This is a genomic window from Nostoc sp. DedQUE05 (assembly GCF_034530955.1).
Classification (GTDB): domain Bacteria; phylum Cyanobacteriota; class Cyanobacteriia; order Cyanobacteriales; family Nostocaceae; genus Nostoc.
The window spans coordinates 217,559-232,252 of the sequence record NZ_JAVRCB010000003.1; the positions used below are offsets into that span (position 1 = coordinate 217,559).

The following is a 14,694-nucleotide window of genomic DNA, read 5'->3' on the forward strand; positions in this document are numbered from 1 at the left end:
AATTCACCTTCCAAAAATCATAGTATCCAGCGAATAAGCACCAGGGCCTAAAACTGCGATCGCAATCAGCATAACGCAATACATAAAAGCCTTTTCCCAACTTGGGGGTTCACCTTGTCCTAAAGCACCCTGATACTGTTCTTGAGGAATTAAGTATGGATCTTGAGCTACAAAAGGCTTACTTCCAGTGATGTGCAAATATATCGCAAAAATCATTGAGCAGAGAATGGGCAAAGTTGCTAAGAGTGTGAGGAATCCAATAATCAAAAAAATTCCGCCACCTAACATTGATGCAGCTGATAAAAAGCAAAGAAAGACAGGCATTTTTAGAGACTCAGCCCACCGTCGAAGATGCGTTATTTTGGGATAGCCGTGTAATATAAACAACCAGCCAAGGCTAACTCTGAGAAGTAAAAGTGCCAATCCTGGGAATCCGTCAGGATACACCGGAGAAAGTGAACTTAACAAGTGTGGACTTAGCTGTGGGAAATTAAATGCAGCTAGGAAAAAAGCGAGTTCCTTCGGAATAGCTTTGCTTAACGCTACACCCAACCCAAATTGATAAATCATAGTTGTACACCACGGGTATTAAGGTCGATAACATATAACGAATGACCGGCTGTGATAAATAGGCGTTCACGAAGTGTCCCTGAAAGGGAATCGCCTTCTTTACCACCGAAAGTCAGGTTAGCTGATGTCTCCGGTACAAAAATTTTTCCTAAGCGAGTTCCATCGGGGGCGTATATCTGCACGCTATCTTGAGAGGTAGTAAAAACATTGCCATATTCGTCAACCCGCAGTCCATCTGGTTGTCCTGGCTCAATGACTGCAAATACACGCCCATTCTTTACATAGCGCTTGCCTACAACCTCATAGACGCGAATATGATGAGGCCCCCCAGGAATATTAAACGCGGCTGTATCTGAAACATATAAAAGGCTTTCGTCTGGACTGAAAGCCAACCCATTAGGGCGCACCATGTCTGTTACTACAGGATAAATCTCAGCAGTTACCGGGTCAAAGCGATAGACGTAACTTCCAGGTTGTTCCTGTTCGCCGCCATACCCTTGATTTGGCTCGGTAATCCCATAAGGCGGATCGGTGAACCAAATTGTACCGTCACTTTTGACTACCAAATCATTTGGACTGTTCAGGCGTTTGTTTTGGTAGCGATCGACTAAAACCTTCCATTCACCGTCTTGTTCGCATCGGATAATAGCACGCAAACCAGAGGAACACGCAACCAGACGACCTTCCAAGTCTCGATAATTACCGCTTTGGTAATCAGATGGATCTCGTAAGACAGTCACATTGTCAGTGGGACTCCACCGCAACAGGCGATTGCCGTGAGCATCACTCCATACAACACTGTCATCTTCATGGAAGTATACAGGCCCCTCGCTATGGACTGCACCGTTGGCAAGCTTTTGAAGTGAGGCTCCTGGGCGTACAATAGCACGCAGGCGATCGTCATAAATCTCAATGGCTTCAGGCATAGAAATCTTCTGTTATTTAACTTGGCTACTGACGATAAATAGCAGGTCTAAATTAATACTAAAATACTGTAAATGTGTATTTAATATCGTGTAACAAAATGAATGTAAAATTTCTAGCTATTTTCATCACTTACTAAATACAAAATTGAAGTTAGTTATTACAAAATCAATTCTATTTTCTTACTCTCAAATAACATTGCACCATAGATATAGATTGCACCAAAACAGACTATTGTTGTTAACAGCAAAAGTATTTAGTATTTGTATTAAAAACTAAATATTTTTTCAGACAATCAAATTGCTGGTTTAGCAAAAAAGGTCAAGTTAAATTTATTTGTTAATTTTCTCAAGAGATTATATGGCTAATTCACATAATAGAAAGAAAAAATGAAATTAAAATGAAATATTAACCTGTCTTTAGACATAAATAAATATTAACCCATTAGAAAGAAGCAAGATTGTAGTTAAAGCTTTAGTCTAAGCATAAGAATCTGTCTTTAGAGCTATTTAAATTTTGATAAAACTTATAAATTAACTTAAAATATTGCCAAATTACTTTGTGGCATCAAATAAATTAAACCGTAATTAATATGAAATTACTAATTATCAATTATGACTAGTATCACAGAACATTACGACATCATTATTATCGGTACAGGAGCCGGTGGAGGTACATTAGCCCACCGCCTTGCACCCACAGGTAAAAAAATTCTAGTACTGGAAAGAGGCGACTTTTTACCGAGAGAGAAAGCTAACTGGAATCCAGAGGAAGTCTATCAAAAACATCGTTACCATACACATGAAGAATGGTATGACAAAGAAGGTAAAGCCTTTCAACCTCAGACAGGCTACTGGGTTGGTGGCAATACCAAACTCTACGGTGCAGCCCTAATTCGATTCCGGGAGCGAGATTTTGAAAGGGTAATTCATAAAGGAGGAATTTCTCCAGAATGGCCTTTGAAGTATCAAGACTTTGAGCCATACTACACCCAAGCAGAAAAGCTGTATGACGTGCATGGACAGGAAGGAGAAGACCCCACCGAACCACCTCGCAGCGAACCATATCCCTATCCGCCAGTGAGTCATGAGCCAGATATGCAGTCCCTTGCTGATGGCATTCGGGAACTAGGTTATTACCCATTTCATTTACCACTAGGATTAAAGCTCAATGAAAGCGATCGCACCAAGAGTCCCTGCATTCGCTGCGATACTTTTGATGGATACCCTTGTCTCGTACATGCAAAAGCTGATGCTGATGTCAACGCCATTCGTCCGACTCGTGAAAAGTATACCAATGTTACTCTCTTAACTAATGCCAAAGTCTTGCGGCTGCATATCAGTGAGTCGGGGCGAGAAGTGACGAAGGTAGAAACTGAAATTGCAGGAGAGCAACATTGGTTCACAAGCGATATTGTGGTTGTTGCCTGTGGTTCTGTCAACTCAGCGGCTTTGCTGTTACGCTCTGCTAATGACAAACATCCCAACGGATTAGCAAATAGTTCCGATCAAGTGGGGCGGAATTTCATGAAACAGTTGGAAACAGCCATAGTTTCCATACATCTAGAGGTGAATCACGCCAACTTTCAAAAAACGATCGCTGTCAATGATTTTTACTGGGGAGAGCCGGATTTCCCTTATCCGATGGGCATGGTGCAGAATACAGGTAATGTCCTAGCTGATATGATTCCCGGAGAAGCACCGCCACTGATGGCTCCATTTGTCAAGCTGATTCCTCATTTTGAGCGCCATTTGCTGGCCGAGCGATCGGTTGGCTGGTGGTTGCAAACAGAGGATTTACCAGACCCGAATAATCGGATTCGGGTGGTAGGCGACAAGATTCATGTTGACTATACATTGAATAATATTGAAGCAAGCGATCGCTTAATTCACCGATGGACATCTGTACTCAAATCAATCCCTGGTTCTGCTAAACACGTCTTGCCATTTAGCATTTATCCCCGCACTCATATACCAGAACAAGCAGTTGCTCATCAATGCGGTAGTTGTCGATTTGGCACAGATCCTAAAACCTCAGTCCTGGATCTCAATTGCCGTACTCATGATGTCGAGAATCTTTATGTTGTAGATAGTAGTTTCTTTCCGTCAAATTCGGGAGTTAACCCTACACTGACGATTATGGCGAATGCATTGCGTGTTGGCGATCTGCTTGCAGCACGCTGCGCGTAGCAAGATCCCAGAGGGTGCGCTAACGCATAGCTGAAGGACTGTTAGGTTCGGGTTATGTGTCTGGTGGAACCGCAACGATCGTTACCATTGTGCTGATGATCCTGTTAGATGTGATGCATCCTCCAGCCGTTTCTACATCCTTAAGCTTTGCTTTAAAAGCTGGCAATGAATAGGACTTACGCAAAATCATGAAAAAACGAACCGCAAAGGAGGCAAAGGAACAAGAGTTTCAGAGAGTTTTTGCGTAAGTCCTAATGAAAATAACCTAGTTTTGTTTGGGCTGTCTGTAGGCATCACTGCCCTGTTAGTTGGATTACAACGCTTCGCTCCGTGGCTTCTGGCACACCTGAGCCAGAAGTAGTTTCATACTGGATTATAGTTTCAAGGAGAAACAGATTATGAACGAAGAACACTCTACTTCTAACCAAGAACATGAAAATCAAACGCCCCCAAATACTCATCCTATTGCAACAGGATTGGGAGCAGCTGGAGGCGGAATTGCCGGAGCCGCACTAGGCCGCTCAATTGGTGGTAAGGTTGGTGCTGCAATTGGTGGCGTTGCAGGTGCGATCGCACTTGGAGTTGCAGCCAATGAACTGGCAGGATACACCGAGCAATTCATTGAAGAACTCCAGCCGACAGTAAGCTTAGGATTAGGAGCAGATCGCAAACCAATTGAATTACCTAGTCACTATAGTTGGGAAGAACTACAAGCACTATCAAAACCTCAAGGGGAAAAAATCTAGAACCGCAAAGTTTGCTAGAGAATGAGTTCGACAAGCCCTTTTTTGACCTCTCCCCCAACCCCTCTTGGACACCCAGATGAAAGCCAAAACCCTAATTATCTCGTTGCTCCTCCCTTTCCCCGTGGGAGAGGTTCATCGAACTCACGTTCAATTACATCGAGGATAACGATTAAACAACCACAAAATTATTGTTCGTTAGTGACAACCCAGGAGATAATCCGGCAAATTGTACCTGAGTAAATGCGCCTGCACTACCATCAGAGTCAAAGAACAATGCACCTGTAGTGGAGTTATAAATAAATCGCTGGCTACTAGTAGTTGCGGATTCTCCAAGTGTAAACTGACTTGCTTTAAGTACACCTGCTGATAAACCGCCACCAAAACCAGCAGCCGACACCTGAATTATTTCATTCGGTTCATTAACGGCACCGAAATCACGTATCAAATCGAGACCTTCATCGAAACTATTGAAAACAAAGGTATCAGTACCACCTTCTCCAAAGAGGCGATCGTTACCCTTGCCACCGATGAGGATACCATCGCCACTGCCACCTGTGAGAGTATCATCACCATTACCACCTATGACGGTGTTATTACCAGTCGCACCAGAGGCGATCAGGGAATCATTACCATCGCCCCCATCTAATATGTTGGCATTTGAACTGCTGACATCTAATGTATCGTTACCAACACCACCGTTGAGGGTGTTATTACCTGAGGTATAAGAGGCGATCAGGGAATCATTACCGTCGCCCCCATCTAATAGATTATTGCCTGTTGAACTGCTAACATTTAATGTATCGTCACCAACACCACCGTTGAGAGTGTTATTGCCAGATACGCTACCCTGAACGTAATTTCCGAATTCATCTTGAATGTAACTCAAGACCTTTAAAGAATCGTTACCATCGCCTCCATTGAGGAGGTGATCCCCTGTTGAAAGACTAATATCTAAGAAATCTTCACCAGCGCCGCCATCTATTGTATCGTTACCATTGCCTGAGCGGAGCGTATCATTACCATTGCTTCCGATTAGATAATCATCGTAGTTTGTACCTGTGATATTTAATTGTTCGATATTCTTGTAGCTAAACACTGTTGTGTCCGGCGTCGTCGAAATTACTACAGTGTTATTAGTAGGGTTGAAAGTCGAAGTAATTCCGGTGGTAGCACTGCTATAACTCAAAGACAAAAAGTCGTTACCTGTTCCCCCGTCTACTGTTTGAGTTACTAACGTCGATAGGGAGCCGAAATTAAAGGAATCATCGCCATTGCCACCATTGAGGATATTATTGCGATCGCCACCATCGAGAGTATCATTGCCATCGCCCCCATTGAGAGTATCATTGCCATCGCCACCCCTCAAAATGTCATTGCCACTTAAGCCTTCAATAATGTCATCACCCCCTTGACCATTGATGACATCATTTGAATTGTCAAATCCACTAACATTGTTGTCTAGGTTGTTTAGGAAGGTGACTGTATTTTTTTTAAAGACACTGTTTTGGGTGGAGTTAGCATCGAAGACATCAAAGCTGTCAGCGATCGCAGTTTGCCCATAAAACAGAATATTGCCCAAATCTACAGTCGCTCCAGTAGATTTGGTGAGGTTATCCAAGTTTTCCAGAGCAAAGTTTTCCAGGATGAATCTGGTATCACCATACCCTTGAAAGCTGATTTCTAAACTTGTGCCATTCTGGGTAAGAAGCAAATTTTTGGCAGTGAAACCACTATTGTCCTGGAATATCAAAGTATCCACTTCGGCAATGACTGCTGCTGTCGGGTTTATTCCCTTACCTACTCCAGTAAAATCGGCGATTGTATAAGTGCCAGTATTAATCGGGTCTGTGCTTCTTACGCCATTCGTGTTGTCTCCGATTAAGCCTTTGTAAACAAATTTATCCTTACCACCGCCGCCTGTGAGGCTATCTTTACCACCACCGCCTGTAAGGCTATCATCGCCATTACCACCGTTGAGGGTGTTATTACCAGTGGCACCAGAGGCTGTTAGAGTATCATTGCCATCGCCTCCAGAAAGCAGGTTCTTGCCAGATGACCGAGAGCCGAAGTAGGAGTCCGAATATTGGTAAACATAGCCAGAAATGTCTAGAAAATCATTGCCATCGGCTCCAAAAAGCAGGTTATCGCCTGACGATCCACTAGCGCTCAAGGTATCATCACCAGCACCACCTTTGAGGGTGTTATCGCCTTCTGAGCCAGAGATAGACGCTGAATACTCCCCACTGCTTCCACTCCCAGAGATGGAGAGAGAATCATTGCCGTCGCCTCCATCTAAGAGGTTATCGCCAAATGAACCGCTAGCATTTAAAGTATCATCACCAGCACCACCGTTGAGGGTATTATTGCCTAAAGAGCGATCGTCGTAGTCTGGTGCGTAGGAATAGTACTTGTAGCTGCCAGAGGCGAAGAGAAAATCATTGCCATCGCCACCATTAAACAGATTATTGCTTGAGGGAGAGTCAGCATACAGAGTATCGTCACCAACACCACCGTTGAGGGTATTATTGCCTGCACCACCCCTCAAAATATCATTGCCACTTAAGCCTTGAATAATGTCATCACCCCCTTGACCATTGATGACATCATTTGAATTGTCAAATCCACTAACATTGTTGTCTAGGTCGTTTAGGAAAGTAACTGTGTTTTTTTTAAAGACAGTGCTTTGAGTGGAGTTAGCATCGAAGACATCAAAGCTGTCGGTGATGGTAGTTTGCCCATAAAACAGAATATTGCCCAAATCTACAGTGGCTCCAGTAGATTTGCTGAGGTTATCAAGGTTGGACAGGGCAAAATTTTCCAGGATAAATCCGGTATTACCAAACCCTTGAAAGTTGATTGACAAACTTGTGCCATTCTGGGTGAGGAGCAAGTTTTGAGCAGTGAAGCCACTGTAGTTCTGGAAACTTAGGATATCTACTTCGGCAATAACTGCTGCTGTGGGGTTTATTCCTTTACCTACTCCACCGAAATCGGGGATCGTATTAATGTAGTTTGAGCCGCCGTAAAGAAATATATCGTTGCCACCGCCACCAGTTAGGGTGTCGTAGTTATCGTAGTAATCGGAAGTGCCCTGTAGGGTGTCGTTACCGCTAGTTCCAATGATAATTGCCATAAGTTTTTCCTACCTGGATCGATTTTTGGAGTAACTTTAGTTGTCAATAATCGAGTTAATGCTGTTTGATGGCACAAATAATCTGCCAAAAGTTGAAGCTTTCGGCATACCTTATTCAGTCTTTAGATAGAGCCGCAAATTGTTCATTAAAGACTTCCTTTTTAATTCACTGGCAAACATTACTATCCGAGTATTAAGGACTATCTAAGTCTTAAGCACTGTACAAAATTTAGTTGGTTTGTCAACGCATAAGTCTTACTAGTTTCAAAATAGGTAGGGGACACTTGAGACAGCACAAAACAGGAAATCTTTATAAATTCGTTATCAGCGTAGCTTGCCGCCGTAGGCCTCGCCTTTGAAAATTCTATCTGGAAATAGGAAACATCAAAATAACCCAACAATAACTAAATACCGAATATTTACTTAGATGTCTATCTTTTAAAAAAATCTTTGCATACTCTTCATATTCATAATCGTTCAAATAATGGGGGTAGGAGAGTGATGTCTACGGCCGCAAGCTACGCAAACAATGGTAATCAAAATCTGATAAATTAAGTACACCAAGATGCTATATATATAATACTTTATGAGTAATGGTATAAAAAAGCTTGCTGTTGCTAAACCCAAGCGAGTTGCGATCGCAATCTTTTCTTTCACCGTCCTCTTTTACAGCCAAGTTGCATCAGCTGCCTTAACTTTACCCCTACGCAGCAAGAAGGGGATGGTGGTTTCAGCCCATCCCCTAGCAAGTGAAGCGGGAATTTTGATGTTACGCAAAGGGGGTAATGCAGTGGATGCAGCTGTAGCCACAACCTTTGCTCTTTCTGTAGTTGAGCCTTTTTCAGCCGGAATCGGTGGCGGCGGATTTTTATTGATGCACTCTGAGAAAACTGGCGAGATGAAAGCGTTAGATTTCCGCGAACGCGCACCCCTAAAAGCCACAAAAAATATGTATCTAGATGCAGCAGGAAAGGTGCGTCCGAATGCAAGTATTAATGGTTATTTGGCAGTAGCGACACCAGGAACGGTGGCGGGACTTTATGAGGTGCATCGCCGCTATGGTAAGCTTTCTTGGCAAGAGGTAATGAAACCTGCGATCGCACTCGCTAAAGATGGCTTTATTCTTGGCAATGTGCTAACCGAAAGGCTGAACCAGCGCCAGGAAGCAATTCTCAAGAATCCCGCAGCGCGAGAAATTTTCACTCGCAATGGTGAATTTTATCAACCAAGGGAAAAACTTGTGCAGCGCGATTTGGCACGCACTTTAACAGCAATTGCCGAAAATCCCCAAAGTTTTTACACCGGAAGCATTGCTCGGGCGATCGCTTCTGATATGGTAAAAAATGGTGGTTTAATTTCTCTCGAAGACCTGAAAGCCTACAAACCAATCTGGCGCACTCCTGTTTGTGGCAACTTCCGCAAAGCTAAAATCTGCTCAATGCCACCACCATCATCAGGAGGCGTTCACCTATTGCAGATTTTAAATATTATCGGTGACACCGATCTAAAATCTTTGGGATGGCATCATCCAGACGCGATACATTTAATGGTAGAGGCAATGAAAATTGCTTATAGCGATCGCTCAAAATATTTAGGCGATCCTGATTTTGTCAAAGTCCCCGTACAAGAACTGCTCAGTCCAGCTTACGCCAAAAAACGCCGTCAAGAAATTAATATGCAAATGGCTCGACCCTCCACCGAAGTCAAGCCAGGAGATTTAAATTCAAAATGTCTGCGTCTTCCTTCATCCCCTTGTCTTCCGCACGAATCTCTCCAAACCACTCATCTGAATGTTGTGGATGAACAACACAACGCCGTCAGTCTGACTTTCACCATTAATCTCAGTTTTGGTGCTGGTGTGGTGACACCGGGAACTGGAATTATTCTCAACAATGAGATGGATGATTTTGCCGCTGCGCCAGGAGTGCCTAATGCTTTTGGTTTAGTTGGTAACGATGCCAACAGCATTGCACCCCGCAAAACTCCTCTATCCAGTATGACTCCTACAATTGTCACAGAAAATGGTCATTTTCGGATGGCGGCGGGTGCGCCTGGTGGTAGCACCATCATCACCCAGGTTTTGCAAGTAATCCTGAATGTGCTGGAATACAACATGGATGTTGGTGCGGCTATTTCTGTTCCACGCATACATCATCAATGGCTGCCAGATGAGTTGCGCGTTGAATCTTGGGGCTTGGATGCTTTGACTTTGCAAGACTTACGCCGTCGGGGGCACAAAATTAAGGAAACTACTCCTTGGGGTAATGGTAACGCGATCGCTATTACATCTGATGGAATTTTAGAAGGAGCCGCCGATCCTCGCGGCGAAGGTTCCCCCAGAGGTCTGTGAGGAAGACGCGGGGACACAAAAAATAACTAATGACAAATGACAAATGACAAATGACTATTGATTTTGGATTGTTGACTCTGCGTAGCTGCTGCTGCCAAACTCGTTTGCCCGTGCGCTAGGTACTAGTGTCCAACCTGCTTTCAAAAGTTTTTGATAAGTTGCCCAACCTTTAGAGCCACCTGGTATTTGATAATCTGGGACTGCAAAATGTCCAAAAGCTGTGTAAGGACGCCAAGGTTGATTGGGTTCTGTCTGCAAATACAAAATTTTCTCTCCATCGCCACCAGACTTAGATAACCAGCACATTTGTCGATGCATTGCAAACTCCTTTGCTTTTAGCTAATGATGCATAGTAGCTGATCTTTGTCAAGCTAATTATCACCCTTGGGGATAATTTTTGCCTAGTACTTTAGACAAAATGTAATTAAGTTCTATCCACTGCGAGATAATTGCTTAATAACTTATAGCCTGGAAGACAGCTGCTAACGGGACATAAAGATAAACAGCCTTGGCTCACCTTGTTTATTGGGTGAGATTTTTCTCATGTTATCCGCGTTTTTTGCGATCGTGTGTAACAATCACTACTATTTTAGCTGAGGCTCGGAATTAGACTATTTGTTTTTCTGCTGAGATATATAAGCGCAGATTCTAGAAGTTATACCAATTTGAAAAAAGAATGCGACAAACAGACCATTTGTAGAGACGCGATTCATCGCGTCTTTACCCAAGGATGTGTTGCAATCATTAATTGAATTAGTATTAGTTATAAATCGTTGATTAAACACTTTGAGCAAACAATATAAAATCTATTTTGATGTTGGTTGTATAAATCTTCCGTTTGATGACGAGAAACAATTTCGTATTTATCTATAAGCTAAATTTAAATCCCCGACTTTTTAAAAAAGTCGGGGATTTGAGCAAACAAGTTGGGTTATTAGAAGGATGGAGCATACAACTTATCGCCGACAATTTCGCGAATTGTCTCTACTAGTTGGCTGTATGCAAAGTTAGATAAAACTGGTTGTGTTGTTTGCAACTGAATTTCTCGATCTAAATCAATCCATGACTTGCAGCCAGCGTATTTGGCGTAATAGGGAATTTCTTGCTCAAGCGGTAGTTTATATGTCCGTAGGAGGAGGATATAAAGGGGCTGACGTGCCTTCCATTTGAGGCGATCGCTAATAAAATGCTCGTTCCAAATATGGAAGGGAAGTAAGTTGTTGACAATAGATTCGTCACTACAGGGCAAAATATCTGTAATTTCAGCCCAACTACCAATGCGAACTGTTTCAGGATGCCAGCCTGATGTTACTGGATAGACGTTATTGGCATATTCAGCTTTCAGCATGAAAGCTTGTTGATGTTCATAAGTAGGATAAAGCAGAATTTGCTTGTGAGCAACTTGGAAATGTCCATTTCGTTCGTGGATACCGCCTTTGCGGAGCAACATAATTGTTTTGCCACTTTCCAAGGCATTTATGGCAACTGCCCATTCTTTGAGAGCATGAAAAGTTGTAGTCAATTCCATCGGCATCTACTGTAACTCTGATTTAATTTGAAGCTAAGACTGATAAAGTGTGAACCTATCCAAGGCAATAAATTAGGAAAGCGATCGGTGTTTCCAATTTTTCTGGCGTCCAGTTAGCAAAAACAGCAAGTTATAGACGTATTGATAGTTTACAACCACCCTATTCTTTATTCTGGAGACAGGTAGAACAAGATGCATTGCCCTATTGTATCGAAAACAATATTTCTATCCTTGCTTATTCGCCTTTAGTACAGGGGTTGTTAACAGGAGATTTGCTCTCAGTCATAAATTTGACCCAATAGATAACCGTGCTAAAAATAAACTGTTTCAAGGCGAAACTTTGAACTTGCCTAACAAGCGCTAGAAAAACTGCGTCCTATAACTCTTCTTAATAATTGTACCCTTGTTCAGTTAGCTTTAGCCTGATTAATTGATCAACCTCAAACAAACGCACAGACGCGTCATAGCGGCTTGTCGCCAAATGCATTAGCCGCCCAAATCAAGCTTTCTACAGCCGAATTGGCAGAAATTGATGCCATTAGCAGTATTGTCACCGATCGTCTGGATGACAATCAGATTATGTGGAATTGATGACAATGTAGTTTTGTTGCGATGCTTAATCTATCTAAGATCCCTTTAACTTTCTTCAAAAGAGAGTTGGGGATCAAATTTATGGGCTAGATTGCAAAATCTAACAAAACATCAACTTTCGTAAACCAAGGGTTGCAACTCACAAATGTAAGTGATAATTTAGATAGTAGGACACAAAACAAAATAAACCAAACAAAAGGGTCAATGACTTAGTGTCCCCTCGTCATCAGCCCAAGCAAATTTCAGCATATCAAATGTGATAAAAGTGGCAAAAAGCCTAATGTAGAAGGCAAAGCCAAATCCTAAAGCGGAAAAACGCAAGAATGCTGAGTTTGTTAGTTTTTTTAGTCCACCCTAGTTATTAACCTTCAGTTAGTTAATCAGTTTAAAATTTGAAATCTGTAAACTCGATAAAACCTGGTCAACCTCGACCAGGTTTTTGGCATTTTATTGTAATATGATTTTCTCAGTACGGCAGAGATTATGGGTGGGGCTTTGTTGGGTTGAGCGACAGATAAACCCAACCTACATCAGTATAATTTTTAGTCTTAGCTGAACTGTATTAAAGCGTATTGGACTCTAGCTAATTTTCCAGCAGCGAATAAAATAAGACAGCAACATATCCTGCGAGGAAAATTTGATGAAAAATTATCGCTTTTTAACTAAGATTACTACAATTATGATTGTAGCTGCACTTTCTTTTTCTTGTAAATCTTCTGTTAGTAAAAATGCAGAACAGGCAAAAGCAACTGAGAAACCGAAGCCAGAACAAAATCTTATCTATGGCGATTTAATTATTAAAGAACAATCAGATTATCTAATGATTCCTGTTAGTCTTGCAGAACAGAATGAAGATAAAGGAGTTGATTTAAACCTTTCACGTTCTTATGAAAAGGAAAGAAATAATCAATTGTATAACATCATCTTTTATCAAAAGCAAGGTGGTGAAGCTCATCTTTTATTAAATAAAAAAGCCATTGTCGCTTCCTTCGATTTATTGGAAGTAAAAGCGGCTAACAAGCCTAATACAAGAGTTTGGTTATATAAAATTATTGACCAAGATACAAATATAGATAAAAAACTTAATAGCGAAGATGCTACTATTGGCTATCTTTCTGATATATCAGGTAAGAACCTCCAGCAAATTACCCCAAATAATACTCGAATCATCAGTTGGGTTGTTGTTCCAGGTCAAAATGCAATTTTTCTAAAAATTCTTAAAGACTCGGATAATGATAAAAAGTTTACAAAAGAAGATAAAACAAATTTTGTGAGGGTTAACCTCGATAAAATCGGTATGGGAACTGAGATTATTAGTGACCAAATAGAGCAAGAAATTAAATCTTACGTTTTTAAATAATTAAATAAGTGTATTTTAAACTTGACAGGGCAAATTTTAGCTGGTAATGAACCGCTAAAATTCCTTTGCTCTTTAGCGATCGCCTTTTCTACAGGTGGATTCGTTCATATTTTGATAGCCATCAACAAAAATTGCCAAAACTAATCCATAAACTTGACAATTATTCGTAGATTACGAGTAACATTGAAAACATATAATTTACGACGCAAAACACAAGGTAATGTCTGAGGAGAACTATGTAAGTAACTTCTGGCGCTCGCATAATTTTCGCTTGGAGCCTTGGGGGAATGACTATGAGCCGCCAATTCAAATCAGTGATGAACTTTCGCTCTCTGAAAGCGATGTTAACCCGACAGTAGAGACTGAGAATTGGGAATGTTTTCAGTCGCCTGAACCGCGATCGCTACCTAATCGCCTTATCTTTATTGATGGGCGTCGTCGCCTGGATGCTGGACTCGTTGGTGGCAATGGCAACACCATAATATACGGTGTGTTTGGAACAATTGCTGTGGGTGCGGTGGTAGTAGATAAAACTATTCCCAAGGCGAGTTGCATTGAAATTGATGTTCGTCGAGTTTTGGGTTTTGGCGGTGAGCAAGAGGCTGTATCAACATTCATCCCTTGTCCTTTAGGAAGTAAAGCAGAATTACTCTACAAAGCAATTAAAAGCAATCAACCAAATACTCCTGAAGCTCGAAGTGCAATTGTTCAAAATGCCATGCTAGCCGCAGAAGAACAGCTAGTAAGCAAACTAGATATAAAAGATACGAATACTTTGGTAATTCGAGATGGAGCATTACGATATGAATCTCCAACTTTTACCTTGGGCTACATTAAGACAATGCATAAACAATACTTGTCTGAAAAATATGCTGCCCTTCTGTGGAAATTATTACCAGGACAACGCACGCCTATTTTTAATATTAAAGATAGATTGCAATACTCATGGTATTTAAAATCTGGTAATTATCAACATTCCCCACAACAACTCGGCTACCACGATTTACATGGTATTGTGCGCCTGGAATTATCTAGCAAAATTGACATTGAAAAAGCTCAAGAAATAGCCAATCAAACTTGCTATTTAATTCCCAATTATGCTTCCCATCCATCACGAGATCCGCGCGCGCCACAAAACCTCGCACCTGTTAGCGCTTTGGAACGGGAATTAGGCAGAAGAATGGGTGATGCAATACTAATTAAGCGGCGGCTGCAATGTTTTCTGGCATCTTTTGGAGGTAATAAATGATGGCGTTGCATAATAGAGGGATGAATTGAGGTCATCTACTGTGCAATGTCCATA

Annotated in this window: 11 protein-coding genes and 1 pseudogene; 7 read left to right on the forward strand and 5 right to left on the reverse strand. The window is 41.7% G+C overall.

Annotated elements, in window-relative coordinates:
* Window positions 1–3 precede the first annotated feature (3 nt).
* Both RMZ42_RS03930 and RMZ42_RS03935 read right to left on the reverse strand, forming a co-directional pair.
* The gene (locus RMZ42_RS03930; RefSeq protein WP_322670173.1) at window positions 4–570 is read right to left on the reverse strand and encodes a DoxX family protein; all 567 of its coding nucleotides are present in this window, start codon (window positions 568–570) and stop codon (window positions 4–6) included.
* The gene (locus RMZ42_RS03935) at window positions 567–1,496 is read right to left on the reverse strand and encodes an SMP-30/gluconolactonase/LRE family protein (protein WP_322670174.1); all 930 of its coding nucleotides are present in this window, start codon (window positions 1,494–1,496) and stop codon (window positions 567–569) included. The genes RMZ42_RS03930 and RMZ42_RS03935 overlap by 4 nt, the downstream gene beginning before the upstream one ends.
* Before the next feature lie 612 nt (window positions 1,497–2,108).
* Between RMZ42_RS03935 and RMZ42_RS03940 the strand changes: the two genes are divergently transcribed.
* The 3 genes from RMZ42_RS03940 (at window position 2,109) to RMZ42_RS03950 (ending at window position 4,429) form a co-directional block, all read left to right on the forward strand.
* Window positions 2,109–3,683 carry a GMC family oxidoreductase gene (locus RMZ42_RS03940; protein ID WP_322670175.1) on the forward strand — a complete coding sequence of 525 codons (1,575 nt, stop codon included), beginning with the start codon at window positions 2,109–2,111 and terminating at the stop codon, window positions 3,681–3,683.
* A 56-nt stretch (window positions 3,684–3,739) separates the two neighbouring features.
* Window positions 3,740–3,856, forward strand: coding sequence for an HPP family protein (locus RMZ42_RS34635; protein WP_416211784.1), 117 nt, complete (start codon window positions 3,740–3,742; stop codon window positions 3,854–3,856).
* Window positions 3,857–4,081: 225 nt separating this feature from the next.
* Complete coding sequence (locus RMZ42_RS03950; protein WP_322670176.1) at window positions 4,082–4,429, forward strand: hypothetical protein; 348 nt, start codon at window positions 4,082–4,084, stop codon at window positions 4,427–4,429.
* Window positions 4,430–4,598: 169 nt separating this feature from the next.
* Here the strand turns inward: RMZ42_RS03950 and RMZ42_RS03955 are convergent, their stop codons facing one another.
* Complete coding sequence (locus RMZ42_RS03955) at window positions 4,599–7,562, reverse strand: calcium-binding protein (protein ID WP_322670177.1); 2,964 nt, start codon at window positions 7,560–7,562, stop codon at window positions 4,599–4,601.
* A gap of 586 nt (window positions 7,563–8,148) precedes the next feature.
* Here RMZ42_RS03955 and ggt point away from each other — a divergent pair.
* Complete coding sequence (ggt, locus tag RMZ42_RS03960) at window positions 8,149–9,912, forward strand: gamma-glutamyltransferase (protein WP_322670178.1); 1,764 nt, start codon at window positions 8,149–8,151, stop codon at window positions 9,910–9,912.
* Between the two features lie 54 nt (window positions 9,913–9,966).
* On the opposite strand, the gene RMZ42_RS03965 is transcribed toward ggt, so the two are convergent.
* Together RMZ42_RS03965 and RMZ42_RS03970 are read right to left on the reverse strand one after the other, a co-directional pair.
* The gene (locus RMZ42_RS03965; protein ID WP_292785151.1) at window positions 9,967–10,230 is read right to left on the reverse strand and encodes a hypothetical protein; all 264 of its coding nucleotides are present in this window, start codon (window positions 10,228–10,230) and stop codon (window positions 9,967–9,969) included.
* Window positions 10,231–10,846: 616 nt separating this feature from the next.
* Window positions 10,847–11,446, reverse strand: a complete 600-nt coding sequence (locus RMZ42_RS03970) for a DUF1802 family protein (protein ID WP_322670179.1) — start codon at window positions 11,444–11,446, stop codon at window positions 10,847–10,849.
* Between the two features lie 71 nt (window positions 11,447–11,517).
* Here RMZ42_RS03970 and RMZ42_RS03975 point away from each other — a divergent pair.
* The 3 genes and pseudogenes from RMZ42_RS03975 to RMZ42_RS03985 form a co-directional block, all read left to right on the forward strand.
* Window positions 11,518–12,031, forward strand: a pseudogene (locus RMZ42_RS03975) (aldo/keto reductase); the annotation flags it as partial.
* 640 nt (window positions 12,032–12,671) lie between these two features.
* Complete coding sequence (locus RMZ42_RS03980; protein ID WP_322670180.1) at window positions 12,672–13,391, forward strand: hypothetical protein; 720 nt, start codon at window positions 12,672–12,674, stop codon at window positions 13,389–13,391.
* A gap of 220 nt (window positions 13,392–13,611) precedes the next feature.
* Window positions 13,612–14,640 carry a hypothetical protein gene (locus RMZ42_RS03985; RefSeq protein ID WP_322670181.1) on the forward strand — a complete coding sequence of 343 codons (1,029 nt, stop codon included), beginning with the start codon at window positions 13,612–13,614 and terminating at the stop codon, window positions 14,638–14,640.
* The last annotated feature ends 54 nt before the right edge of the window (window positions 14,641–14,694 follow it).

What these genes read in the sequence shown, in the direction of transcription:
- RMZ42_RS03935 (WP_322670174.1), bottom strand. Translation starts at nt 1,496, where the DNA reads ATGCCTGAAGCCATTGAGATTTATGACGATCGCCTGCGTGCTATTGTA.
- RMZ42_RS03955 (WP_322670177.1), bottom strand. Translation starts at nt 7,562, where the DNA reads ATGGCAATTATCATTGGAACTAGCGGTAACGACACCCTACAGGGCACT.
- ggt (WP_322670178.1), top strand. Translation starts at nt 8,149, where the DNA reads ATGAGTAATGGTATAAAAAAGCTTGCTGTTGCTAAACCCAAGCGAGTT.
- RMZ42_RS03965 (WP_292785151.1), bottom strand. Translation starts at nt 10,230, where the DNA reads ATGCATCGACAAATGTGCTGGTTATCTAAGTCTGGTGGCGATGGAGAG.
- RMZ42_RS03970 (WP_322670179.1), bottom strand. Translation starts at nt 11,446, where the DNA reads ATGCCGATGGAATTGACTACAACTTTTCATGCTCTCAAAGAATGGGCA.
- RMZ42_RS03940 (WP_322670175.1), top strand. Translation starts at nt 2,109, where the DNA reads ATGACTAGTATCACAGAACATTACGACATCATTATTATCGGTACAGGA.
- RMZ42_RS03950 (WP_322670176.1), top strand. Translation starts at nt 4,082, where the DNA reads ATGAACGAAGAACACTCTACTTCTAACCAAGAACATGAAAATCAAACG.
- RMZ42_RS03985 (WP_322670181.1), top strand. Translation starts at nt 13,612, where the DNA reads ATGTCTGAGGAGAACTATGTAAGTAACTTCTGGCGCTCGCATAATTTT.
- RMZ42_RS03980 (WP_322670180.1), top strand. Translation starts at nt 12,672, where the DNA reads ATGAAAAATTATCGCTTTTTAACTAAGATTACTACAATTATGATTGTA.
- RMZ42_RS03930 (WP_322670173.1), bottom strand. Translation starts at nt 570, where the DNA reads ATGATTTATCAATTTGGGTTGGGTGTAGCGTTAAGCAAAGCTATTCCG.